The sequence below is a fragment of the Streptomyces sp. HSG2 genome (assembly GCF_016598575.1).
GTDB lineage: Bacteria > Actinomycetota > Actinomycetes > Streptomycetales > Streptomycetaceae > Streptomyces.
Map to the genome: position 1 here is coordinate 1,834,314 of NZ_CP066801.1, position 23,187 is coordinate 1,857,500.

Consider the following 23,187-nt stretch of genomic DNA (forward strand, 5'->3'; position numbering starts at 1 on the left):
CGGAGCCGGGGGCACCCGGTTGCCGTCACACCGTCCGGACCCGTACAAGATCCACGACCGAAAGTTACCGCCCGGTATTGTCCGGGCCTCGGAACGGGGACCCATGCACAAGGTCATGACGAGGACACCGCACCACCCCGCCGGCCCGCCCACGCGCCGGCCGGTCCGGCCGCCCGCGACGGCTCCCGACGGCTCCCCCGCCGGTCCGGACCGCACGGAACCGCCCCACGACCGTCGCGGCCACGCCACCGCCCCGGACCCCGACCAGGGACCCGCGGCACGGCACCCCCACTCCCGCGCCCGACCGGCGGACACCCGACCGCCCTCGGGGCCCGGCAGGCGCTCCCCCGGACGCCGTCACACCGGGCGAGAGGGAACACCGGCCGCCACGTCCTCGCGCGCGACCGCCGGTGCCTCCGTACCGACGGGAGGGTTCCCGGGGGGCGCCCGGCCCGACGCGGCGGGGATCGCCTCGCGCCCCCCGGCTCCTCCCGGCGCCGGGCCGACGCCGGGAGCGGCCGACCTGTTCGCCGAGCGACTCCTCGCGGTCCTGTGCGGCCTGCGGCCGGTGCACTCCATGCTGCGACACACCGTCGGGCGCGCCTACGACGACCTGGCCCGGCTGGCCGAACGCGGCCCGTTGCGCACCCGGGGGGCCCTCCCGGTCGTCCGGGCCGTCGGGTGGGACGAGCCCCGCCCCGGCGCGCTGGAGGTCTTCGCCCGGATCGGCGCCGGGGGACGACTGCGCGCCATGGCGTTCCGGCTGGAACGCGGCCACGACCTGCGCTGGCGCTGCGCCGCCGTGGAACTGGGCGGGCCGCGCACGCCCGGCGGCCGGGCCCGCTGAGTCACGGACACGGGCCGGGCGGCCGGTCACCCCGGGGTGACCGGCCGCCCGGCCGTTCCGTCGTGGCGCCCGGCGACGCGCGCCGCCGGCCGGCGTCACTTCTTGCGGCGACGAGCGCCCTTCGCCTGCTTGCGGCGCTCCGCGCGGGTCAGGCCGTCGGCCGAGGAGCGCACCGGCTCGCCGTCCTCGCTGACGTCCCGCTCGACGATGCCGCCCTCACCGTCCACGGAGGGCGCGGTCAGGTGCAGGTTCCTGCGCTGGGGGGCGTCGAGGCCCTTGGCCCGGATCTCCGGGCGCGAGCCGGCCTGCGCCGGGACGGTGTCCTGGGACTTCTCCAGCGACGGTCCGGAATCCTCGACCGGGACTTCCTCGACCTGCCGCTCGACCTGGACCTCCAGGTTGAACAGATAGCCGACGGACTCCTCCTTGATGCCCTCCATCATCGCGGTGAACATGTCGAAGCCCTCGCGCTGGTACTCCACCAGCGGGTCCTTCTGCGCCATGGCGCGCAGGCCGATGCCCTCCTGGAGGTAGTCCATCTCGTAGAGGTGCTCCCGCCACTTGCGGTCCAGCACCGACAGCACGACCCGCCGCTCCAGCTCCCGCATGACCTCGGAGCCGAGCTCCTTCTCCCGGGCCTCGTAGCGCTCGTGGATGTCGTCCTTGATGGTCTCGCCGATGTACTCGGCCGTCAGCCCCGCGCGGTCGCCGGCGGCCTGCTCCAGCTCGTCGACGGTGATCTTCACCGGGTACAGCTGCCGGAAGGCGCTCCACAGGCGGTCCAGGTCCCAGTCCTCCGGGAAGCCCTCGGCAGTCTCGGCCTGCACGTAGGCGTCGATCGTGTCGTCCATGAAGTGCCGCACCTGCTCGTGCAGGTCCTCGCCCTCCAGGACGCGCCGGCGCTCGCCGTAGATGACCTCGCGCTGCCGGTTGAGCACCTCGTCGTACTTCAGGACGTTCTTGCGGGTCTCGAAGTTCTGCTGCTCCACCTGCGACTGCGCGGACGCGATGGCGCGCGTGACCATCTTGTTCTCGATCGGCACGTCGTCCGGCACGTTCGCCATGGACATCACGCGCTCCACCATCTGCGCCTTGAACAGCCGCATCAGGTCGTCCCCGAGCGAGAGGTAGAAGCGGGACTCCCCCGGGTCGCCCTGACGGCCGGAACGCCCCCGCAACTGGTTGTCGATGCGCCGGGACTCGTGCCGCTCGGTGCCCAGGACGTAGAGACCGCCCAGCTCCTCGACCTCGTCCTTCTCCGCCTTGACCGCCTGCTCGGCGCGCTCCAGCGCAGCGGGCAGCGCCGCGCCCCACTCCTCGATGTGCTCCTCGGGGTCGAGACCCCGCTGCCGCAGCTCCGCCTCGGCCAGGTCCTCGGGGTTGCCGCCCAGCTTGATGTCGGTGCCTCGGCCCGCCATGTTGGTGGCGACCGTCACCGCGCCCCGGCGGCCCGCCTGGGCGACGATCGTCGCCTCCCGGTCGTGCTGCTTGGCGTTGAGGACCTCGTGCTGGACGCCGCGCTTGCTGAGCTGCTGGGAGAGGTACTCGGACTTCTCTACGGAGGTGGTGCCGACCAGGATCGGCTGGCCCTTCTCGTGCTTCTCGGCGATGTCGTCGACGACCGCGTCGAACTTGGCGACCTCGGTGCGGTAGATCAGGTCGGACTGGTCCATGCGGACCATCGGCCGGTTGGTCGGGATGGGGACCACGCCCAACTTGTAGATCTGGTGGAACTCCGCGGCCTCGGTCATCGCGGTACCGGTCATGCCGGAGAGCTTGTCGTAGAGACGGAAGAAGTTCTGCAGGGTGATCGTGGCGAGCGTCTGGTTCTCGTCCTTGATGTCCACCCCCTCCTTCGCCTCGATCGCCTGGTGCATGCCCTCGTTGTAGCGGCGGCCGGCGAGGATGCGCCCGGTGTGCTCGTCGACGATCATGACGTCGCCGTCGATGACGACGTAGTCCTTGTCCTTCTTGAACAGTTCCTTCGCCTTGATGGCGTTGTTCAGATAGCCCACCAGCGGCGTGTTCACCGACTCGTACAGGTTGTCGATGCCCAGCCAGTCCTCGACCTTCGCGACGCCGGACTCGTGGATGGCGACGGTCCGCTTCTTCTCGTCGACGTCGTAGTCGCCGGTCTCCTCGATGCCCTTCAGCGGCTGCCCGGCCTCCCCCCGCTGGAGCCGCTTGACCAGCTTGGCGAAGTCGCCGTACCACTTCGTGGCCTGGTCGGCCGGGCCGGAGATGATCAGCGGCGTGCGCGCCTCGTCGATCAGGATGGAGTCGACCTCGTCGACGATGGCGAAGTTGTGCCCCCGCTGGACCAGCTCGTCGCGGGACCACGCCATGTTGTCCCGCAGATAGTCGAAGCCGAACTCGTTGTTGGTCCCGTAGGTGATGTCGCAGCCGTACATCTCGCGACGCTGGGCCGGGGTCATGTTGGCCAGGATGCAGCCGACGTTCAGCCCGAGGAACCGGTGGACGCGCCCCATCATCTCCGAGTCGCGCTCGGCCAGGTAGTCGTTGACCGTGATGATGTGCACGCCGTCGCCGGAGAGGGCGTTCAGGTACGCCGGCAGCGTGCCGACCAGCGTCTTGCCCTCGCCCGTCTTCATCTCGGCCACATAGCCCATGTGCAGGGCCGCGCCGCCCATCAACTGCACGTCGTAGTGACGCTGCCCGAGGACGCGCTTGGCGGCCTCGCGCACCGTCGCGAACGCCTCGGGGAGCAGGTCGTCCAGGCTCTCGCCGCCCGCGTACCGCTCGCGGTACTCGTCGGTGAGAGCGCGCAGCTCGGCGTCGGAGAGGTCGACGAAGTCCTCTTCGATGGAGTTGACCTGGTCCGCGATGCGGTGCAGCTTGCGCAGGATCTTGCCTTCGCCTGCACGCATGATCTTCGAGAGGACGGACACGGGGGGTGGTCTCCTTGCCGGTCGGGCCTGGGACGGTCGGTTGGCGATGGTTGGCGGGACTGAGCAACGGCCATCGTATGCGAGGACCCCTCCGCCTCGGGAGGGCCGCCGCGACCACGACCGCCCGCCGGGTCGGGCGTCGCGCCCCGCTCCCGGCCGCTCCCCCGCACCCAGTCTGCCTCAGCCTCCACCCCGGACGACGGCCGGGACACCCGACGACGCCACCGTCGGGTGACCCGGCGGCGCGGCGCGCCCCCGGTCGCCGGGTGGCCGCGCGCACACCGGGAAACCCGCCGGCGCGCCACGGCCGCGGTGATCCATCATCGGACGATGAGACCTCCCACCCTCACCACCGCACGCCTGGTCATACGGACCGTCGGCCCGGGGGACGCCGACGCCGTGTTCGCCGCCTGCCAGGATCCCGACATCAGCCGCTGGACCACGGTTCCCTCCCCCTATCGTCGAGAGCACGCGCGCGACTTCCTCGAACGGCAGGTACCCGAGGGCTGGGCCGACGAGACCGCGTACACCTTCGGGATCTTCCTCGGGGACGGCCGGTTGACAGGCATGGTCGGTCTCACCCCCCACCCCCCGGGCGCCGCCGAGATCGGCTTCTGGGCGGTCCCCGAGCACCGGGGCCGGGGCCACGTGACGGAAGCCGTCGTCGCCGTGTCCCACTGGGCGTTCGCCGAGCGGGGAATCGACCGGCTGGAGTGGCGCGCCGAGGTCGGGAACGACGCCTCCCTGGCGGTGGCCCGACGCGCCGGATTCACCCTGGAGGGCACCCTCCGCTCGGGCATGGCGAACAAGGGGACCCGCCGGGACTGCTGGGTGGGCTCCCTCCTCCCGGGGGACGTGGACCGGGAGCCGGCCACCCCGTACCGGCCCGCGCGCCCGGACGCCGACCCCGCCCGCGTCTGACGTCCGGGGCGGGGGTAGCGAGGCACGGCCCGGTGTCGGTGCCGGGCCCTAGGGTGCGCCCATGACCCACCTCCCACCCCCCGCCCTGGAGCTGTCGGCCGACGAGGCCCGCCGGATCGCCCTGCGGGCCCAGGGCCTCCTCGGCGCGCCGGATCGTCGGGGCGGCGTCCGCGGCGTGCTGCGCCGGCTGGGCGCGGTCCAGCTCGACACCATCTCCGTCCTGGCCCGCTCCCACGAACTGGTGCCGTACGCCCGACTCGGCGCGCTGCCCCGCGCGACCGTCGAGGACGCCTACTGGAGCGGCGCCCACGCCTTCGAGTACTGGTCGCACGCGGCGTGTGTGCTGCCGATCGAGGAGTGGCCCCACTTCGCCTTCCGCCGACGCGCCTACCGCGCCCACGCCCACTGGCACCACGAGCTGCCGGACGGTCTGTACGACCAGGTCGTCACCCGACTCCGGGAGGAGGGCCCGCTGACGGCCACGGAGCTGGGCGGAGCCAAGCGGACCGGCGAGTGGTGGGACTGGTCCGGCGCCAAGGTCGCGGCGGAGCGCGCCCTCGCCCACGGGGAGGTGGTCTGCGTCGGTCGGCGAGGCTGGAAGCGGGTGTACGACCTCGCCGAGCGCGCGATCCCCGCCGAGTCGCTCGGCGAGGAGCCGGACGACGCCGAGTGCCTCCGGCGCCTGGTCCGGCTCGCCGGCGCGTCGCTGGGCGTGGGGACGCGTGCCGACATCGCCGACTACCACCGACTCAAGGGCGCGCAGGTCGACGCGGTCGTCGCGGACTCCGGGCTGGTGCCGGTGTCGGTGGCCGGATGGCCCCATCCCGCCTGGGCGGACCCCGAGGCGCTGCGGACGCCACCACGCGGACGGCACCGCACGACGCTGCTGTCCCCGTTCGACTCCCTGGTCTGGGACCGGCCGCGCACCGAGCGGATCTTCGGGTTCAGCCACCGACTGGAGGCGTACGTACCCCGACACAAGCGGGTGCACGGGTATTTCGCGATGCCGGTCCTGGCCGGTGGCCGGCTGGTGGGGCGGGTCGATCCGGCACGCGAGGGGAGCACCCTGGTGGCGCGCCAGGTCACGACGGAGGGACCGCGGGCGGCGCCGGCGGTGGCACGGGCCTTGGTCGAGGCGGCGAGCTGGGTGGGGTGCGCGAGCGTTCGGGTCGAGCGGGTGGACGACCCCGGGACGCGCCGGGCGCTGGTCGCCGAGGTCGCGCGGGCGGGGGGCTGAGCGGCCGGGTCAGCCGATCTCCAGGATCTTCTCGCGCATGGCGTAGACCACGGCCTCCATCCGCGAGTGCAGTTGAAGCTTCTCCAGGATGTTGCGCACGTGGTTCTTGACGGTGTTCTCGGAGATGAACAGCTCCTTGGCGATGTCCCGGTTGTTCATCCCCGTGGCGACCAGTTTGAGGACCTCCAGTTCGCGGTCGGTGAGCCGGGGTGCCGGGACGAGCCGCCGGTCGTCGGTGCGTTGGATCATCGATTTGAACTCGTTCAGGAGTTTGGAAGCCATCGAGGGGCTGATCTGCGACTGCCCGTCCGCCACCGCGCGGATGGCGGCGGACACCTCGTCCGTGGAGATCTCCTTCAGGAGGTAGCCCGTCGCGCCCGCCTTGATCGCGTCGTAGAGGTCGGCCTCCTCGTCGCTGATCGTCAGCATGATGATCTTCGCGCTGGGGGCCACCTCCTTCAGGGAGGTGCATGCCTCGATGCCCCCGCGCCTGGGCATCCGGACATCCATCAACACGATGTCGGGCAGCAGGTCGGCCGCCTTCTCCACGGCCTCGGCGCCGTCTCCGGCCTCCCCGACGACCTCGATGTCCTCCTCGGCCTCCAGCACGATCTCCAGGCCTCGGCGGAACAACACGTGATCGTCCACCACCAGGACCCTGATCGGCTCCCTCCGCTGAGAGCCCCCGCCCGACCCCCTGCCGACACCATGGTCGCCGGCGGCCTCGTCCCGCATCGGTCCGAAGCTGTCCGCCATCGTTCCTCCCCTGACGGCTGTGGCCTGCGCTCCTGAGCCATCGCCAACCCAAGGCGGCGACCCACCCGTTGGGCCGTTCCGGCCATGATTCCATGCCCGGGCGACCTCGGTGCGCCGGAGCGGAACGCCAGGGAGATCCGGTGTCGTCACACGGCGGTGCCCCCGGAACACCCGCGCGGGTGTTGCGGGGGCACCGCTCCGTCCGGCCCGCCGAGGTCAGCCGCCGAGCGGACCGCCGGCTTCCGTCGGGTGCGCTCCGGCGACCATGGTGTCCGTCTGGAGGTGGATCACCCCGTAGTCGTAGGCGTGTCGCCGGTAGACCACGCTCGGCTCCTTGGACTCCGAGTCGATGAAGAGGTAGAAGTCGTGGCCGACCAGCTCCATCTCGTAAAGCGCCTGGTCGAGCGTCATCGGCGCGGCGGCATGGACCTTCTCCCGCACCACCAGCGGCCCCTCGCCCCGGATCTCCAGCGAGCCGACCCTCTTGACCGGGATCTCGGGCTCCTGCTCCGTGACCAGGTCGCCGGTGCCGTTGAGGGTGGCGGCATCGGGGACGTGCTGGGGCACCTCGGCGGCGGAGATGCGGCGCGCGCCACGCCGGGAGAATCGCTTGTCGTGCTGCTTGCGCAGCCTGGCGTCGAGCTTCTCCGCGGCCAGGTCGAGGGCCGCGTAGGGGTCGCTCGCCGCGGCCTCGGCCCGGATCACCGGACCGCGGGAACGCAGTGTGATCTCCACGCGATCACTGCGGTCGGCCTGCCGGGGGTTGGGCTCCTTGGACACCTCGACATCGAGGCTGATCACCTTGCCGTCGAGCTTCTGGATCTTCTCCAGCTTCAGCTTGTCGGCCACGTGCTTCCGAAACCGCTCGGGTACTTCGGTCTTGCGGCCCTTGACGACGATGTCCACGCAGAACTCCGTTCCCGGATGGCCACGCGCTCGATGGCGCGGCTCATCCCCTTTCGCACCAGGTCCCGACGGTCCGGGACCTCGGACTCGGTGACGGGCACCTCCTCACCGAAGGCGCGACCTCCACCCCGGCGGGCGCGGGCGACGGCCGTGAACCGGCCGGCCGCGATCACGCTCCACATAAGGTGTGGCCTGCGGCTTTCCCTCACAACCGAAGATATCTCGCCCGGACGGATGCCGTCACTCCCTTCGGCGACTTACCTCCCATCGGGTGCCTTGTCCCTCTTGCCCCGTCCAACGAGACAAGATCCCTTCTGGTTCCCGCCCCGGTCGAAGGCGTCGGCGGAGGCGGCCACCACGGCCGCGCCGACGACGAGCGGACCGTCCTCCTCGCTCCACGCCCTCACCCGGGGCTCCGAGGCGCTCGCGGCCGGGGGTCCCACCACGCCTTCGAGGCGGTCGTCCCGGTCCTCTCCGGCTTCCCCCCTGGCCGCCGAATACACCGGCCGGCCGGCCCGTACACGACGCCACGACGCCCGCCCACCCGTCGGACACGACGGGCTCTCCCGGAGGGCGCGCGCCGCCTCCGCCAGCGACGACCCCGTCGTGATCAGATCGTCCACCAGCACCACCCGACCTCCCGAGCCCAGCGGGCCGCGGGCCGCCGCGGCCGGCGCCAGCGCGCCCGCCAGGTTCTCCCGGCGCCGGCGCGCGTCGAGCCCGACCTGGTCGGCGACCGGGCGTCGCTGGCGCAGCGCGGGGAGCACCCGGGCCGCCGTGCCCGTGCGACGCAGCTCGGCGGCGGCGGCCAGAGCGATCCGGTGCGTCGGATCGTGACCGCGAGCGCGCACGGCCGCGCGCGCCGAGGGCACCGGCACCAGCAGCACCGGGAGATCGGCGGCGGGCGGCCCGATCGGCGGCCGTCGGGGGTCCGAGGCGGGCGCGGGGCGTGGCTCGCGCAGCACGGCGAGGACAGCGCCCGCCAAGGCCACGCCCAGCGGTCGGGCCAGGGGCAGCGCGCCGCGCTCCTTGTGGGCCAGGAGCAGCGCCCGGACAGCGTCCGCATACGGGGCCGCGGCACACACCGGGGGCAGGCCCGGAGACTCGGGCAGGGGACGCACCCGGCGCGCGGCGGCCCCGCTCACAGCCGCGCGGCACTCCGGGCAGATCACCGCGCGAGGTCTGCCGCACCCCTCGCACTCGGCGGGCAGCATCAGGTCTGCGAGGTCACGCAACCATCCGGGCACGACCACAGCCTGCCCGGCCCCCGGGACCCGACGCCACCCCTGTGGACAACACCCGACCGGGCACACGGTCGGAGAGTGGCCGGGCCCGACTCACCCCGGGTAGACCGGTGCCGTTCCCGCCGTGACCTTCTGCCACTGCATGCCCGACGGCAGTCGCACGATGCCGTCCTCGGAGTACGCCACCAGAGGCAGCCCCTCGCCCTCCGTCGCGGCGATCTCCCGCACGCCGGTCAGCGCCGCCGGGACCGAGGTCTCCGGGGTGGACCCGTCGACCTGGACGTAGCCGATCTGTTGCACGCCCCCGCTTCCCCGACCGACGACCACCAGACGGCTGTCCCCGGCCCAGGACATCGCCGTCACCTCCTCCAGCTGGGGTGCGGCCGAGCGCAGTCCCACCACCGTGGGCGGGTCCTCGGGGTGCGCGGCGGGCTCGATCTGTCCGATGAGGAGGGAGCGGTCCTCTCCCTCGCCCACCACGAGCGCGACACGCACCCCGTCGGCCGCGACCCGCACCGCTCGCACCGGGTCCTCCAGCCCCGCGACCCGCACCTCCCGCGGCGCGCCGGTGCCCTCGCGCAGCAGCAGCAGGCGCGGCCGATCGGGGTCCTGATCGGCGATCCACAGGTCGCCGTGCGCGTCCCAACTGGGGGTGGTGAGCCGGTCCTCCTCCCGGGCGCCCCGGCTCACGAGCACCGGCTCACCGATCGAGGCACCGGATTCCAGGTCGCTCACGTAGAGCGAGCCGCCGTCCAGGCCCACTCCCGCCGCGACGTCCTCGTCTCGGGAGACCGCGACCGACCGCAGCGCGGTGCTCCCCTCTCCGAGCGCCCCGGGTACCGGGACGGGGTACGGCTTCGCGGTGGTCCCGCCGGCGGGGATCCGTACCACGCGGTGCTCGTCGTCCACCAGATACAGGTGGTGGGGCTGCCCCGCCGAGCCGCGGGCCGCCACGGTCTCGGCCCGGTCGCCGGTCAGCGAGCACAGCGACGTCCCCCCGGCCCGGAGCCGGACCTCCTCCACGGTCGGGGTGAGACCGCGCAGCGTGAACAGCGTCTGCGCGGCCATCTCGGCGCAGGTGTCGGCGTCGACCCCCGCCGCGCGATCGTCGAGCGTGACGGTCAGGCGACCCTCGTCGTCCGGCGTCAGGGAGGTCGTCCCGCGGGCCAGCGCCGTGCCGTCCGGGAAACCGGACCGCACGACGGAGGCCGGCAGGCCGCTGGGCCCCTCCAGCAGCGAGGTCACCACCTCGACCATGGGCTCCACACGGCGTCGAACGTACACCGGGTCGGCGACGGCGGCCGGTTCGGCGGACCGGGCCGTCGAACCGGCGCCGACGGGACGGTCGGCCGCCGACAGGTAGTACTTGTTCACGGAGAGGAAGTTCCGCTGGAAGTCGGCCCGGCCCAGGACGACGCCCTGCGGCAGGGCGTCGATGCGCCACTCCCCGCCCTCGCCGTCCCTGACGAGTCGCACCTTCTCCTCGTACGCCCCCTCGGCCGGCGAGTACGAGCGGGCCTCGTCCACCGTGGCCACGTGGGTGCCGGTCAGGGTCAGCGCGTACTCCGTGGTGTCCTCGCGGAGTACCGAGCGCCCCGAGGCGGTGCCCGGACCGTCCGCCAGCACGGTCGTGGACCACTCCGGCCGCCAGGTCTTCTCGGCCTCCGGGGTCAGGTACTCGCGCGCCGTCTCGTACCCGGGGTCGTCGCTGGTGAGCGCCTCCAGGAAGCCCTGCACGATCTGGGTGGGCGAGGCGCCCTCGGCGGGCGGCAGGGCGAACACCCGCACCTGCGCGTCCGGCCGCGGGACGGACGTGACGTCCCGGGGATCGCCGCTGTCGGGCATCGAGGCACACCCCGCCAACACGACGGCCCCGCAGGTCAAGGACGTCGTCACCCGCGTGAGTCGGCCCCGGCCGCTCCGCTCGCGGTCAGCGCCCACGCGTCGCCTCCTCCTGTCCGGCCGGTTTCCCGGACGTCGTGGCCGATCCCGAGACCGACGACGCCGAGGCCGACGACCTCGGCTCCGCCTCGCGCCCGGACGCGTCGGCGGACGGGGTCCGGGGGTCGCTCGTCCCCGACGCCGGCCGGGGCACCACCCGGGCGCCGCTGCCGGGCAGCGCCGTCGGATCGGCCACGGCGGCGACCGGACCCGACCTGGGCGGGATCGGGTCGCGGCGCCGCGCGGGCGGAGCCGCGACGGACCGCGCGGGCACCGCCGCGGCCGGGTCCTCCGCGACGCGCCGGGAGGCCTCGCCTTCCACCAGGTTGCGCCGCGAATCGGCGGGTTCCAGCGGAATCGGCGAACCGCGCAGCGGCTCGTCCGCGGTCCTGGGCAGCGTCAGCCGGAACTGGGACCCCCCGCCGGGTTCGCCCCAGGCCTGCAACCAGCCTCCGTGCAGCCGCGCGTCCTCCAAGGCGATCGACAGACCGAGGCCGGTCCCGCCGGTGGTGCGGGCCCGCGCCGGGTCGGCCCGCCAGAAGCGGCTGAACACCCGGGTCGCCTCGCCCGGCTTGAGCCCCACCCCGTAGTCCCGCACCGCGACCGCGACGGCGCCCCCGGCGGCGGCGAGCCGGACGACGACATCGCGGCCCCCACCGTGCTCGACGGCGTTGACGACAAGATTGCGCAGCACCCGTTCGACCCGGCGGGCGTCGGCCTCGGCGATGACGGGCCCGCCGTCTCCGACGACGCGGATCCGGCCACCCTTGCGCTCCGCGAGCGGCTCCGCCCCACCGACCACCCGTCGCACGACGTCGCGAAGGTCGATCGGCTCGGCCTCCAGCGCCGCCGCGCCCGCGTCGAAACGGCTGATCTCCAGCAGGTCGGCCAGCAACGACTCGAAGCGGTCGAGTTGGTCGCCCAGCAGCTCCGCGGAACGCGCCGTCACCGGGTCGAAGTCCTCGCGCGCCTCGTGGATCACGTCAGCGGCCATCCGAACGGTGGTCAGCGGGGTGCGCAGTTCGTGGGACACGTCCGAGACGAAGCGACGCTGCATCCGCGAGAGGTTCTCCAACTGGTTGATCTTCGACTGGAGATTCCGGGCCATCTTGTTGAACGCCTCGCCGAGCCGGGCGATGTCGTCCTCGCCACTGACCTTCATCCGTTCCTGCAACCGCCCCGCCGACAGCCGCTCGGCGATGCCGGCCGCCATGCGAACGGGCGTGACCACCTGGCGCACCACCAGCCAGGCGATGGCCCCGAGGAGGACGACGACGAACACCCCGGCCGTGGCCAGCGTGCCCTTGACCACCCCGAGCGACTTCTCCTCCTGGGTCAGCGGGAAAAGGTAGTACAGCTGGTAGGGGTCGCCGTTCGGGTCGTTGACCTGCTTGCCGATGACGAGGGCCGGCTGGGAATCGGAACCGGCCCCGTAGACCACGCGGGTGTAGCTCTGGGCCGTGGCGCCGTCGTCGATCCGCTCCCGGAGGGATTCCGGCACGCTGGCCGTGGGGTCGACCAGACCCGAGGCACGCGGCCCGCGCCCGGCACCGCCGTCGCCGCCCACCGGGAGCGTGACGACCTCGAAGGCGCCCTGACCGCCGCTGGAGAGCGAGCCCACCAGTTCGCTCATCCATTGGATGACGTTCTGCGGCGGCCGGCCGTCGGACGGGGCCCCACCCTCCTCGACGACGCTCGCCGCGGTCTCGGCCCGCTGCTTGGCGACCGCGAACCCTCCGGCGGCCTGACTCTGCGAGGCCTTGACCTTCGCGTCGAGCAGGCCGTTGCGGACCTGGCCGATGACGACGAAACCCAGGAGGAGCACCACGCCGAGCGACATGAGCAGGGTGGTGACGACGACTCTGAGCTGGATGTTGCGGCGCCACAGCCGCGTCACCGGGAGCAGCGGACGGCGCACCAGCCGCGCGAGCGCCCGCGCGACCGGGTTGCCGCGCAGCGCGGCGGCCCACAGGCCCCCGCGTCGCGTCCGGCCCCCGGGCGGCGGCTCGGCGACGGGCCGCTCGGCGTCGGCCCCGGAGCCGGCCGTCGCCGAGGCGGCGCTGTCCCGGGACATGTCAGCTCGGTCCGGCCTTGTAGCCGACGCCGCGGACGGTCACCACGATCTCCGGCCGCTCCGGGTCCTTCTCGACCTTGGAGCGCAGCCGCTGCACGTGCACGTTGACCAGCCGGGTGTCGGCCGCGTGCCGGTATCCCCAGACCTGCTCCAGCAGGACCTCACGGGTGAACACCTGCCAGGGCTTGCGGGCCAGCGCGACCAGCAGGTCGAACTCCAGCGGGGTCAGCGCGATCGACTCGCCGTCCCGCTTCACCGAGTGCCCGGCGACGTCGATGATCAGGTCACCGACGGTCAGCTGCTCCGGGACCGGCTCCTCCGACCGACGCAGCCGAGCCCTGATCCGGGCCACCAGCTCCTTCGGCTTGAACGGCTTGACCACGTAGTCGTCGGCACCGGACTCCAGGCCCACCACCACGTCGACGGTGTCGCTCTTCGCCGTGAGCATGACGATCGGAACGCCGGACTCCCCCCGGATCAGTCGGCAGACCTCGATCCCGTCCCGCCCCGGGAGCATCAGATCGAGCAGCACCAGATCCGGTTTGGTCTCGCGAAAGGCGGCCAGGGCCTTGTCACCGTCCGCCACGAAAGACGGCTCGAAACCCTCACCGCGCAGCACAATGCCGAGCATCTCGGCCAGTGCGGTGTCGTCGTCGACGACCAGGACTCGTCCCTTCATAAACGACATCATCCCATTCTCATAACGACGACGAAGGCGCAGGTGAGACACCTCACCCCCCTGTGACGATAGTCGTACGGGGCCGTCACTGTCTGCCCCCGCCCCGCCGGGAGCGACACGGCAGGCCCGCACACCCCCCGAGCCCTCCGACCGGCCGATCGCGCCGGCGCGCCGGCGCACCCCCCGAGCCGGCGTGCCGTACCCCCGGAACACCGGGTCACCGACGCTCCGAACCCGGCGACCGGGCGCACAGCGCGGCCAGCCCCGCACCCGTGACCGGCGACACCGATCCCGCCTCGGTCACGATCGCGGTCACCAGATCGGGCGGGGTGACGTCGAACGCCGGGTTGTACGCCCGCGTGCCCAACGGCGCCACCCGCACACCACCCCCCGGCCCGGCGGCACCGGCGCCGGGCACCGGGATCTCCGTCACCTCGTGCGCCGACCGCTGCTCTACCTCGACCGACGCCCCCTCCGAAGTGTCCGGGTCCACCGTCGTCAACGGAGCCACCACGACGAACGGCACCCCGTGGTGGTGCGCGAGCACGGCCAGCGGGTAACTGCCCACCTTGTTCGCCACCGACCCGTCGGCCGCGATCCGGTCCGCGCCGATCACCACCGCGTCGACCTCCCCCGCCGCGAAGAGCGAACCGGCCGCGTTGTCGGCGAGCAACGTGAAGGGCATGCCGTGGCGCGCCGCCTCGTACGCCGTCAACCGGGCACCCTGGAGCAGGGGGCGCGTCTCGTCCACCCACAGCCGGCTGAGCCGCCCGGCCCGGTGCGCGGCCAGCGCCACGGCGAAGGCCGTTCCCTCGCCGCCCGACACCAACGAGCCGGTGTTGCAGTGGGTGAGCAGCCGGTGCGCGCCGCCCGGCCGCCAGGTGTCCAGCAGTTCCAGCCCCCGGGCCGCCATACGGGCACTGGCCTCCGCGTCCTCCCGGTGCAGGGCTCGGGCGGCGTCCAGCGCCGCCCCGGCGGCCCGTCGGGACCCCGCACCCGCCGCGACGGCGCTCCGGTGGGCCGCCCGCGCCCGATCCACCCCCGCGGAGAGGTTGACGGCGGTGGGTCGGGCCGTCGCCAGCGCCTCGGCGGCCTCCTCGACGTCGAAACCCCGCGCCGCGGCGAGGGCGACGCCGTAGGCGCCCACCACCCCGAGGAGCGGCGCTCCGCGCACCGCGAGCGTGCGTATCGCCTCCACCAGCGCCGGCGCGTCCGTGAGGACGAGTTCGACCTCCTCCACCGGCAGTCCGCGCTGGTCCAGCAGGACCAGCACGGGCCCCCCGGGGGACTCCTCCCAGCGGACGACGGGAATCTCGGTGGCCGGCCCGCCGGCTCGCGTCTCCTCATCAGCCATACGCCCAGTCTGCCCCTCTTCGGGCCGGTGCAAGGACGGTCGGTGCCAGGACCGCGCCCGATCCGGCTGGCCGCGCGCATGACACGATGGCTGCCGATCCCGCCCCCGCGACCGCGGAAACGGCCACCGAAGGAGCGACGATGAACGACACACCGGGCTGGGCCTCGCCGGGGTCCGCCCCGTCCGACGGCGAACAGCCCGGCACCTCCGCCCCGGCGGACCGGCCCGCACCCCCCGGCGACCGGCCCGCGGGCGCACCCCCGCCACCCCCGACCACGTGGTCCCAGGGGCAGCCACCGGGCGGCGGATGGTCACTGCCGACGGGCCCGGGTCCCCACCCGCCCCCCGGTCGGGGAGCGACGGGGCACGCCTCGTGGGGCGGGCCACCACCCGCGCCGAAGCCCGGGGTGATCCCGCTCCGCCCGCTCGGCGTCGGCGAGATCCTCGACGGCGCGGTGTCCACCATGCGCTCCCACTGGCGCCCGGTCCTGGGCATCTCCCTCACGATCGCCGTCGTCACGCAGGTGATCGTGACACTCGTCCAAGGGGCCCTCCTGGACACGGGTCTCGCCACGCTCGGCGACCCCACGGCCCCCCTCGACGACGCCGCTTCCCTCACGACCGTGTTCGGCGCCGGCCTCGTGTACATGATCACGCTGATCGGCGTGGTCGTCGCCACCGCCCTCCTGACCACAGTCACCGGCAAGGCCGTGCTGGGCCGGAACATCACGGCGGCCGAGGCCTGGCGGGACGCGCGGCCCCGGCTGCCCGCCCTCTTCGGCCTGATCCTGCTGATCCTCCTCATCGTCACCGTCCTGCCGGGCGTCGGCGCCCTGCCCGGCTTGCTGGCCGCCGCCGCAGGCGGCGGAGCGGCGGTGACGGGGCCTCTGCTCGTCCTCGGGGTCCTGGGCGCCGGCGTCGTGACGGTCTGGATCGGAGTCGGCTTCGTCCTCGCCCCGCCCGCGCTCATGCTGGAGAAGCAGGGCCTGGTGAAGGCCCTGCGCCGCTCCCGCGGACTCGTCCGCGGTTCCTGGTGGCGGATCTTCGGGATCTGGCTGCTCGCCATGGTCATCGCCAACGTCGTCGCGGCGATCGTGGCCATGCCCTTCTCCGCTCTGGCCCTCGTCTTCGGCACCGACGCCGGGGCGCTGCTCGCCGGTGACGACGGGTTCGGCTGGACCTTCCTCGTCCTCGGCGGCATCGGTTCGGTGCTCGGGTCCCTGATCACGCTCCCGCTCTGGGCCGGCGTCACCGCGCTGCTCTACATCGACCAGCGCATCCGTCGCGAGGCCCTCGACCTGGACCTGCTCCGAGCCGCCGGCACGGCGGACGGCACCCGGCCCGACGGCGTCCCGGGAAGTTGACGACGTGCGCCCACCGGGGGGAGTGCCCACCGAGCGGGTACGCGGCGTCGTGACCGGGCCGATCACGCCGTCCGACACCGGACCGCCGCTGACCGTCCCGCGCGATCCCGCCCGCGAGGCCGCCCGTCGCGAACTGACCAAGGGCGTCTACCACGAGCACGAGCCGAGTTGGGCGCGGCGTGCGTGGGACTCCCTCGTGGAGTGGCTGGCCGACCTGCTCGGACAGGCGTCCACCGCCACCCCGGGTGGGGGCGTCGGCCTGGCCGTCGTGATCGCCGCCGCCCTGGCCGTACTCGCCGCCCTGTGGTGGCGGTTCGGCACCCCGCGCCGCTCCTCCTCCACAACCCCCGGCCTCCACGAGGACCGCCCGCGCGGCGCCGCCGACCACCGCGCGCTCGCCGAGAGCCACGCCGCCGCCGGCCGATGGAACGAGGCACTACAGGAACGCGTGCGCGCCCTCGTCCGCTCGCTGGAGGAACGGGCGCTCATCGACCTCCGCCCCGGCCGCACCGCCGACGAGGCCGCGACGGAGGCGGCCCGCTCCCTGCCCGGCCACGCCGACGGCCTGCGGGCCGCGGCCCGCGACTTCGACGACGTCACCTACGGGGGCCGCGCGGCGTCCGAACCCGCCTACCGGCGCGTCGCCGACCTCGACCGCACCGTCGAACGGACCCCCGCGGTGCCGCCGCGCGCCGCCGACCGCGCCGACCGCGCCGACCGATCGGAAGGTGTCGGGTGAGCGCGCCGAACCCGCGGACCCGGCCCCGGTGGCGGCGGGCCCTCGCCCTCGCCCTGACGCTCCTCGTCGTCGCCGTGGGCTTCACCGCCCTCGCCGGCTCGCGGGACCACCACGGCGCCCTGGACCCGCGTTCCGCCGACCCTCGCGGCAGCCGGGCCATCGCCGAACTGCTCCGAGAACGCGGGGTGACCACCAGCGTCGTGACCTCGGCGACCGACGCGCGTGACGCGGCGGGACCGGACACCACCCTGTTGGTCGCCGTACCCGACCTGCTCACCGAGGACCGGCGGACGGCCCTGCGCGCCGCGACCGCCGGCTCCGGCGGTCGCACCGTGCTCGTGGCTCCCGAGACCGCCGTCCCGGAACTCGCCCCCGGCGTCACCGCCGACCCCGTCCCCGCACCGAACTCCCCGGTGGAACCCGCCTGCTCGTCGGCCTCGGCGCGGCGCGCCGGCACCGCCGAGACCGGCGGCATCCGGTACGACAGCACCCGCGCGGCAGACGACCGGTGCTACCTCAGCGCCGGCCTGCCCACTCTCCTGCGGCTCCCGGACGACCCGGCGGAACCGGCGAATCACGTGTCCGACGCCGAGGGAACGGGACCGGCCGCCGGGACGGGGGCCGCGAGCGGCGGCGACATCATCGTCCTGGGAGCACCGGACATCCTCTTCAACGAGCGTCTGGACCGGCACGGAAACGCCTCGCTGGCCCTGCAACTCCTCGGCTCCCGACCCCACCTCGTCTGGTACCTCCCCACGCCGGCCGAGATCGCCGAGGAGGAGGAACAAGGCCTCCTCGACCTCCTCCCGCCCGGCTGGCCGTGGGGCACCCTGCAACTCCTCCTCGCCGCCTGCGTCGCCGCGCTGTGGCGGGCGCGCCGGTTCGGCCCCCTGGTCCCCGAGGCGCTGCCCGTCGCGGTCCACGCGGCCGAGGCCGTCGAGGGACGCGCCCGCCTCTATCACAAGGCGAACGCCCGGGACACCGCCGGCGAGGCCCTGCGGGCCGCCACCCGCGCCCGTCTGGCCCCCCTCCTCGGTGTCCCCGCCTCCCAGGCCGACTCGCCGGAGAGACTGCTGCCCGCCCTGCCCGAGTCGCTCACCGACTCCGAACACTCCTCCCCAGGCGCTCTCCTCTTCGGCCCCCCACCCCGCGACGACGCGGCGCTGCTCGCCCTCGCCGACGCACTGGACGCCCTCGAACGAGAGGTACGCAGCCCGTGACCGCCCGCACGCCCGGGTGCCACAGCCGTCGTCGGCCGGCGTCCGGGGACACCGGACCACCACCGGGGCGACCGCCCCGCCCGCGCCCCGCCCCGCGGGAGCCCCACATTCCCCCCTCCCACCCGGCAGGGGCAGCCACGAAGGAGTCTCGATGACGGGCCCGACCACCGACACCGTCGAGCGGACCGAGGACCGGCCCGACGTCCGCGCCTCCCTTGAGGCCGTGCGCGCCGAGGTCTCCAAGGCCGTCGTCGGCCAGGACGCCGCCGTCACCGGCCTCGTCGTGGCCCTGCTCTGTCGCGGCCACGTCCTGCTGGAGGGGGCTCCCGGGGTCGCCAAGACGCTCCTGGTCCGAGCCCTCGCGGCGGCGCTGGACATCGAGACCAGGCGCGTTCAGTTCACACCCGACCTGATGCCGAGCGATGTCACCGGCTCCCTCGTCTACGACGCTCGCACGGCCGAGTTCTCCTTCCGACCGGGGCCGGTCTTCACCCAGCTCCTACTGGCGGACGAGATCAACCGCACCCCGCCCAAGACCCAGGCCTCGCTCCTCGAAGCGATGGAGGAACGACAGGTCACGATCGACGGCACGGCTCGCCCGCTGCCGGAACCGTTCCTGGTCGCCGCGACCCAGAACCCCGTCGAGTACGAGGGCACGTACCCGCTGCCGGAGGCCCAGTCGGACCGGTTCCTGCTCAAGTTGACGATCCCCCTGCCGTCCCGCCGGGACGAGATCGCCGTGTTGGCCCGCCACGCCTCCGGTTTCGACCCGCGCGATCTGACGGCCGCGGGGATACGGCCGGTCGCGGACGCCTCCGACCTGGAGGCCGCCCGCGCCTCGGTCGCCGCCACCGCCGTCTCGTCGGAGATCACGGCCTACGTCGTGGACCTGTGCCGGGCCACCCGCGAGTCCCCCTCCCTCTCCCTCGGCGTCTCTCCGCGCGGCGCCACCGCGCTCTTGGCCGCCTCCCGGGCGTGGGCATGGCTGTCCGGCCGGGACTACGTCACCCCGGACGACGTCAAGGCACTGGCCCCGCCCACACTCCGCCACCGGGTACGGCTGCGTCCGGAGGCGGAGATGGAGGGGGTCACGGCCGACTCCGTGATCACCTCGGTCCTCGCCCACGTCCCCGTCCCCCGCTGATGGGGCTCACCGGGCGCGCGGCGCTCCTCGCGGCCGTCGGCTCCCTCCCCGTGGGACTCTGGGAGCCCGGCCTGACCGGGCTCCTCGCGGTCAACACACCCCTCGCCGTCGCCTGCGCCGCCGACTACGCTCTGGCCGCCCCCGTCCGCCACCTCCGACTGACCAGGGCCGGCGACACCTCGACACGCCTCGGGGAGACGGCCGAGGTGACCCTGACCCTCGACAACCCCTCCGGCCGGCTCCTGCGTGCCGGTGTCCGGGACGCCTGGCCGCCCAGTGCCTGGCGACCCGGCACCGAGGTGGGTGCCTCCCGGCACCGGGTGGACATCCCGCCGGGCGAGCGACGCCGGCTGTCCACGCGACTCCGCCCGACCCGCCGCGGCGACCACCGCGCGGACCGGGTCACCGTCCGCTCCTACGGTCCGCTCGGGCTCCTCTTCCGCCAGGGCGCCCATCGGGTCCCCTGGACCGTGCGGGCGCTCCCCCCGTTCACCAGCCGCGCGCACCTGCCGTCCAGGCTGGCTCGACTGAGGGAACTGGACGGTCGCACCAGCGTCCTGACCCGCGGCGAGGGCACGGAGTTCGACAGCCTGCGCGAGTACGTCCCCGGCGACGACACGCGGTCCATCGACTGGCGTGCCACCGCGCGACACTCCACCGTGGCCGTCCGGACGTGGCGCCCGGAGCGTGACCGACACGTGCTCGTCGTCCTCGACACGGGTCGGACATCGGCCGGTCGGGTCGGCGACGCGCCGCGGCTGGACGCCGCCATGGACGCCTCGTTGCTGCTGGCCGCCCTGGCGTCCCGGGCCGGCGACCGCGTGCGCCTCCTCGCCTACGACCGCCGGGTACGCGCGCGGGTCCACGGGCGCTCGACCGAGGATCTGTTGCCGGCGATGGTCGACGCACTGGCGACCGTGGAGCCGGAGTTGGTCGAGACCGACGCGCGCGGTCTCGTCGGCGCCGCCCTGAGCGCGGCCCCGGAACGCTCGTTGATCGTGTTGGTGACGAGCCTGGAGGCGGCCCCCGTGGAAGAGGGGCTCCTGCCCGTGCTGGGCCGGCTGACCCGACGCCACACCGTCCTCCTGGCGTCCGTGTCCGACCCGCGTGTGGCCGCCATGGAGCGGTCCCGCGGCGACACCGCGTCCGTGTACGGCGCCGCCGCCGCCTCGCGGGCCCAGGTGGAGCGGCGGCAGACGGCGGAGCGGTTGCGCCGCCGCGGCGTCACCGTGGTCGACGCGACTCCCGACGAACTCCCGCCCGCTCTGGCCGACGCCTACCTGGAACTGAAGGCCGCCGGCCGCCTGTAGCACCGCTCCGGGGGTCTCCCGCGCCCCGGGACCCCCGCGGTCGCCGCTCAAGCTGAAAGGTGCGCGTCGCGCGACCCGTTTCCGTGCACAAAAAAAGGGAGGGTTCCCTCCCCCGACACAAAGCCGGAAGAAGGAACCCTCCCACAAAAATCGTTCGGCGGCGTCCTACTCTCCCACAGGGTCCCCCCTGCAGTACCATCGGCGCTGTAGAGCTTAGCTTCCGGGTTCGGAATGTAACCGGGCGTTTCCCCTACGCTAAAACCACCGAAACACAACGAAACAACAACCAGCACCCCACAACAGGGACAACCGTTCGTGGTTTCAGAACCAACACAGTGGACGCGAGCACCTACGGACAAGCCCTCGGCCTATTAGTACCGGTCAACTCCACACCTCACAGTGCTTCCATACCCGGCCTATCAACCCAGTCGTCTACTGGGAGCCTTACCCCATCAAGTAGGTGGGAGCCCTCATCTCGAAGCAGGCTTCCCGCTTAGATGCTTTCAGCGGTTATCCCTCCCGAACGTAGCCAACCAGCCATGCCCTTGGCAGAACAACTGGCACACCAGAGGTTCGTCCGTCCCGGTCCTCTCGTACTAGGGACAGCCCTTCTCAAGACTCCTACGCGCACAGCGGATAGGGACCGAACTGTCTCACGACGTTCTAAACCCAGCTCGCGTACCGCTTTAATGGGCGAACAGCCCAACCCTTGGGACCGACTCCAGCCCCAGGATGCGACGAGCCGACATCGAGGTGCCAAACCATCCCGTCGATATGGACTCTTGGGGAAGATCAGCCTGTTATCCCCGGGGTACCTTTTATCCGTTGAGCGACGGCGCTTCCACAAGCCACCGCCGGATCACTAGTCCCGACTTTCGTCCCTGCTCGACCCGTCGGTCTCACAGTCAAGCTCCCTTGTGCACTTACACTCAACACCTGATTACCAACCAGGCTGAGGGAACCTTTGGGCGCCTCCGTTACCCTTTAGGAGGCAACCGCCCCAGTTAAACTACCCATCAGACACTGTCCCTGATCCGGATCACGGACCCAGGTTAGACATCCAGCACGACCAGACTGGTATTTCAACGACGACTCCACCCACACTGGCGTACAGGCTTCACAGTCTCCCAGCTATCCTACACAAGCCGAACCGAACACCAATATCAAACTATAGTAAAGGTCCCGGGGTCTTTCCGTCCTGCTGCGCGAAACGAGCATCTTTACTCGTAGTGCAATTTCACCGGGCCTATGGTTGAGACAGTCGAGAAGTCGTTACGCCATTCGTGCAGGTCGGAACTTACCCGACAAGGAATTTCGCTACCTTAGGATGGTTATAGTTACCACCGCCGTTTACTGGCGCTTAAGTTCTCAGCTTCGCCCCACCGAAATGGAACTAACCGGTCCCCTTAACGTTCCAGCACCGGGCAGGCGTCAGTCCGTATACATCGCCTTACGGCTTCGCACGGACCTGTGTTTTTAGTAAACAGTCGCTTCTCGCTGGTCTCTGCGGCCACCCCCAGCTCAAGGCGCACAGCCCATCACCAGAAATGGCCCCCCTTCTCCCGAAGTTACGGGGGCATTTTGCCGAGTTCCTTAACCATAGTTCACCCGAACGCCTCGGTATTCTCTACCAGACCACCTGAGTCGGTTTAGGGTACGGGCCGCCATGAAACTCGCTAGAGGCTTTTCTCGACAGCATAGGATCATCCACTTCACCACAATCGGCTCGGCATCAGGTCTCAGACACATGTCACGCGGATTTACCTACGCAACGCCCTACACCCTTACCCCGGGACAACCACCGCCCGGGATGGACTACCTTCCTGCGTCACCCCATCACTCGCCTACTACCAGCTCGGACCACCGGCTCCACCACAATCCATCCCCCGAAGGGTCCGGAACGGCTTCACGGGCTTAGCATCACCAGATTCGACGTTTGACGCTCCACAGCGGGTACCGGAATATCAACCGGTTATCCATCGACTACGCCTGTCGGCCTCGCCTTAGGTCCCGACTTACCCTGGGCAGATCAGCTTGACCCAGGAACCCTTGGTCAATCGGCGCAAACGTTTCCCACGTTTGAATCGCTACTCATGCCTGCATTCTCACTCGTCAACCGTCCACAACTGCCTTACGGCGCTGCTTCACCCGGCAAACGACGCTCCCCTACCCATCCACACACCCGTTAAGGCAACCATGTGAATGACACGACTTCGGCGGTACACTTGAGCCCCGCTACATTATCGGCGCGGAATCACTTGACCAGTGAGCTATTACGCACTCTTTCAAGGATGGCTGCTTCTAAGCCAACCTCCTGGTTGTCTCTGCGACTCCACATCCTTTCCCACTTAGCGTACGCTTAGGGGCCTTAGTCGATGCTCTGGGCTGTTTCCCTCTCGACCATGGAGCTTATCCCCCACAGTCTCACTGCCGCGCTCTCACTTACCGGCATTCGGAGTTTGGCTAAGGTCAGTAACCCGGTAAGGCCCATCGCCTATCCAGTGCTCTACCTCCGGCAAGAAACACACGACGCTGCACCTAA

General features: G+C 72.1%; 16 protein-coding genes and 2 rRNA genes (1 of these 18 cut by a window edge). 8 read left to right on the forward strand and 10 right to left on the reverse strand.

Going from position 1 to position 23,187, the window contains the following annotated elements; genetic code table 11:
* Positions 1–103 precede the first annotated feature (103 nt).
* The gene (locus JEK78_RS07480; RefSeq protein WP_200263321.1) at positions 104–847 is read left to right on the forward strand and encodes an Rv3235 family protein; all 744 of its coding nucleotides are present in this window, start codon (positions 104–106) and stop codon (positions 845–847) included.
* A 95-nt stretch (positions 848–942) separates the two neighbouring features.
* On the opposite strand, the gene secA is transcribed toward JEK78_RS07480, so the two are convergent.
* Positions 943–3,756 carry a preprotein translocase subunit SecA gene (secA, locus tag JEK78_RS07485; protein ID WP_200263322.1) on the reverse strand — a complete coding sequence of 938 codons (2,814 nt, stop codon included), beginning with the start codon at positions 3,754–3,756 and terminating at the stop codon, positions 943–945.
* 330 nt (positions 3,757–4,086) lie between these two features.
* Between secA and JEK78_RS07490 the strand changes: the two genes are divergently transcribed.
* Together JEK78_RS07490 and JEK78_RS07495 are read left to right on the forward strand one after the other, a co-directional pair.
* On the forward strand, positions 4,087–4,677 hold the full coding sequence (locus JEK78_RS07490; protein ID WP_200263323.1) for a GNAT family N-acetyltransferase: 591 nt from the start codon (positions 4,087–4,089) through the stop codon (positions 4,675–4,677).
* Positions 4,678–4,738: 61 nt separating this feature from the next.
* Complete coding sequence (locus tag JEK78_RS07495) at positions 4,739–5,914, forward strand: crosslink repair DNA glycosylase YcaQ family protein (RefSeq protein ID WP_200263324.1); 1,176 nt, start codon at positions 4,739–4,741, stop codon at positions 5,912–5,914.
* 9 nt (positions 5,915–5,923) lie between these two features.
* On the opposite strand, the gene JEK78_RS07500 is transcribed toward JEK78_RS07495, so the two are convergent.
* The 7 genes from JEK78_RS07500 to mtnA form a co-directional block, all read right to left on the reverse strand.
* Positions 5,924–6,670, reverse strand: a complete 747-nt coding sequence (locus JEK78_RS07500) for a response regulator transcription factor (RefSeq protein WP_200263325.1) — start codon at positions 6,668–6,670, stop codon at positions 5,924–5,926.
* A 216-nt stretch (positions 6,671–6,886) separates the two neighbouring features.
* Positions 6,887–7,576 carry a ribosome-associated translation inhibitor RaiA gene (gene raiA / locus JEK78_RS07505; RefSeq protein ID WP_200263326.1) on the reverse strand — a complete coding sequence of 230 codons (690 nt, stop codon included), beginning with the start codon at positions 7,574–7,576 and terminating at the stop codon, positions 6,887–6,889.
* A gap of 257 nt (positions 7,577–7,833) precedes the next feature.
* Positions 7,834–8,823, reverse strand: a complete 990-nt coding sequence (locus JEK78_RS07510; RefSeq protein ID WP_200263327.1) for a ComF family protein — start codon at positions 8,821–8,823, stop codon at positions 7,834–7,836.
* 90 nt (positions 8,824–8,913) lie between these two features.
* Positions 8,914–10,665 carry an LpqB family beta-propeller domain-containing protein gene (locus JEK78_RS07515; protein WP_200264037.1) on the reverse strand — a complete coding sequence of 584 codons (1,752 nt, stop codon included), beginning with the start codon at positions 10,663–10,665 and terminating at the stop codon, positions 8,914–8,916.
* Positions 10,666–10,750: 85 nt separating this feature from the next.
* The gene (mtrB, locus tag JEK78_RS07520) at positions 10,751–12,835 is read right to left on the reverse strand and encodes an MtrAB system histidine kinase MtrB (RefSeq protein ID WP_200263328.1); all 2,085 of its coding nucleotides are present in this window, start codon (positions 12,833–12,835) and stop codon (positions 10,751–10,753) included.
* A 1-nt stretch (position 12,836) separates the two neighbouring features.
* Positions 12,837–13,526 carry a two-component system response regulator MtrA gene (mtrA, locus tag JEK78_RS07525; RefSeq protein ID WP_200263329.1) on the reverse strand — a complete coding sequence of 230 codons (690 nt, stop codon included), beginning with the start codon at positions 13,524–13,526 and terminating at the stop codon, positions 12,837–12,839.
* A 205-nt stretch (positions 13,527–13,731) separates the two neighbouring features.
* Positions 13,732–14,868 carry an S-methyl-5-thioribose-1-phosphate isomerase gene (gene mtnA, locus JEK78_RS07530; RefSeq protein WP_200263330.1) on the reverse strand — a complete coding sequence of 379 codons (1,137 nt, stop codon included), beginning with the start codon at positions 14,866–14,868 and terminating at the stop codon, positions 13,732–13,734.
* A 407-nt stretch (positions 14,869–15,275) separates the two neighbouring features.
* Between mtnA and JEK78_RS07535 the strand changes: the two genes are divergently transcribed.
* From JEK78_RS07535 to JEK78_RS07555, 5 genes are all read left to right on the forward strand, one after another.
* Positions 15,276–16,232: a hypothetical protein gene (locus JEK78_RS07535; RefSeq protein ID WP_347341203.1), complete on the forward strand. Its 957-nt coding sequence runs from the start codon at positions 15,276–15,278 to the stop codon at positions 16,230–16,232.
* Between the two features lie 22 nt (positions 16,233–16,254).
* Positions 16,255–16,971: a DUF4129 domain-containing protein gene (locus JEK78_RS07540; RefSeq protein ID WP_242483376.1), complete on the forward strand. Its 717-nt coding sequence runs from the start codon at positions 16,255–16,257 to the stop codon at positions 16,969–16,971.
* Positions 16,968–18,191: a DUF4350 domain-containing protein gene (locus tag JEK78_RS07545; protein ID WP_242483295.1), complete on the forward strand. Its 1,224-nt coding sequence runs from the start codon at positions 16,968–16,970 to the stop codon at positions 18,189–18,191. The genes JEK78_RS07540 and JEK78_RS07545 overlap by 4 nt, the downstream gene beginning before the upstream one ends.
* A gap of 151 nt (positions 18,192–18,342) precedes the next feature.
* The gene (locus JEK78_RS07550; RefSeq protein ID WP_200263333.1) at positions 18,343–19,335 is read left to right on the forward strand and encodes a MoxR family ATPase; all 993 of its coding nucleotides are present in this window, start codon (positions 18,343–18,345) and stop codon (positions 19,333–19,335) included.
* A complete protein-coding gene (locus tag JEK78_RS07555; RefSeq protein WP_200263334.1) occupies positions 19,335–20,645 on the forward strand; it encodes a DUF58 domain-containing protein in 1,311 nt (436 codons plus the stop codon). Before JEK78_RS07550 ends, JEK78_RS07555 begins: the two co-directional genes overlap by 1 nt.
* A 152-nt stretch (positions 20,646–20,797) precedes the next feature.
* On the opposite strand, the gene rrf is transcribed toward JEK78_RS07555, so the two are convergent.
* Positions 20,798–20,914: ribosomal RNA gene (rrf, locus tag JEK78_RS07560) — 5S ribosomal RNA — on the reverse strand.
* A gap of 82 nt (positions 20,915–20,996) precedes the next feature.
* Positions 20,997–23,187 (reverse strand): 23S ribosomal RNA (locus tag JEK78_RS07565); it runs 937 nt beyond the window's last position.

Bases quoted from the DNA above. Each gene is read 5' to 3' on its own strand.
- JEK78_RS07480 (WP_200263321.1), top strand. From the start codon at position 104: ATGCACAAGGTCATGACGAGGACACCGCACCACCCCGCCGGCCCGCCC.
- JEK78_RS07490 (WP_200263323.1), top strand. From the start codon at position 4,087: ATGAGACCTCCCACCCTCACCACCGCACGCCTGGTCATACGGACCGTC.
- JEK78_RS07495 (WP_200263324.1), top strand. From the start codon at position 4,739: ATGACCCACCTCCCACCCCCCGCCCTGGAGCTGTCGGCCGACGAGGCC.
- JEK78_RS07500 (WP_200263325.1), bottom strand. From the start codon at position 6,670: ATGGCGGACAGCTTCGGACCGATGCGGGACGAGGCCGCCGGCGACCAT.
- JEK78_RS07515 (WP_200264037.1), bottom strand. From the start codon at position 10,665: ATGCCCGACAGCGGCGATCCCCGGGACGTCACGTCCGTCCCGCGGCCG.
- mtrB (WP_200263328.1), bottom strand. From the start codon at position 12,835: ATGTCCCGGGACAGCGCCGCCTCGGCGACGGCCGGCTCCGGGGCCGAC.
- mtrA (WP_200263329.1), bottom strand. From the start codon at position 13,526: ATGATGTCGTTTATGAAGGGACGAGTCCTGGTCGTCGACGACGACACC.
- mtnA (WP_200263330.1), bottom strand. From the start codon at position 14,868: ATGGCTGATGAGGAGACGCGAGCCGGCGGGCCGGCCACCGAGATTCCC.
- JEK78_RS07550 (WP_200263333.1), top strand. From the start codon at position 18,343: ATGACGGGCCCGACCACCGACACCGTCGAGCGGACCGAGGACCGGCCC.
- JEK78_RS07555 (WP_200263334.1), top strand. From the start codon at position 19,335: ATGGGGCTCACCGGGCGCGCGGCGCTCCTCGCGGCCGTCGGCTCCCTC.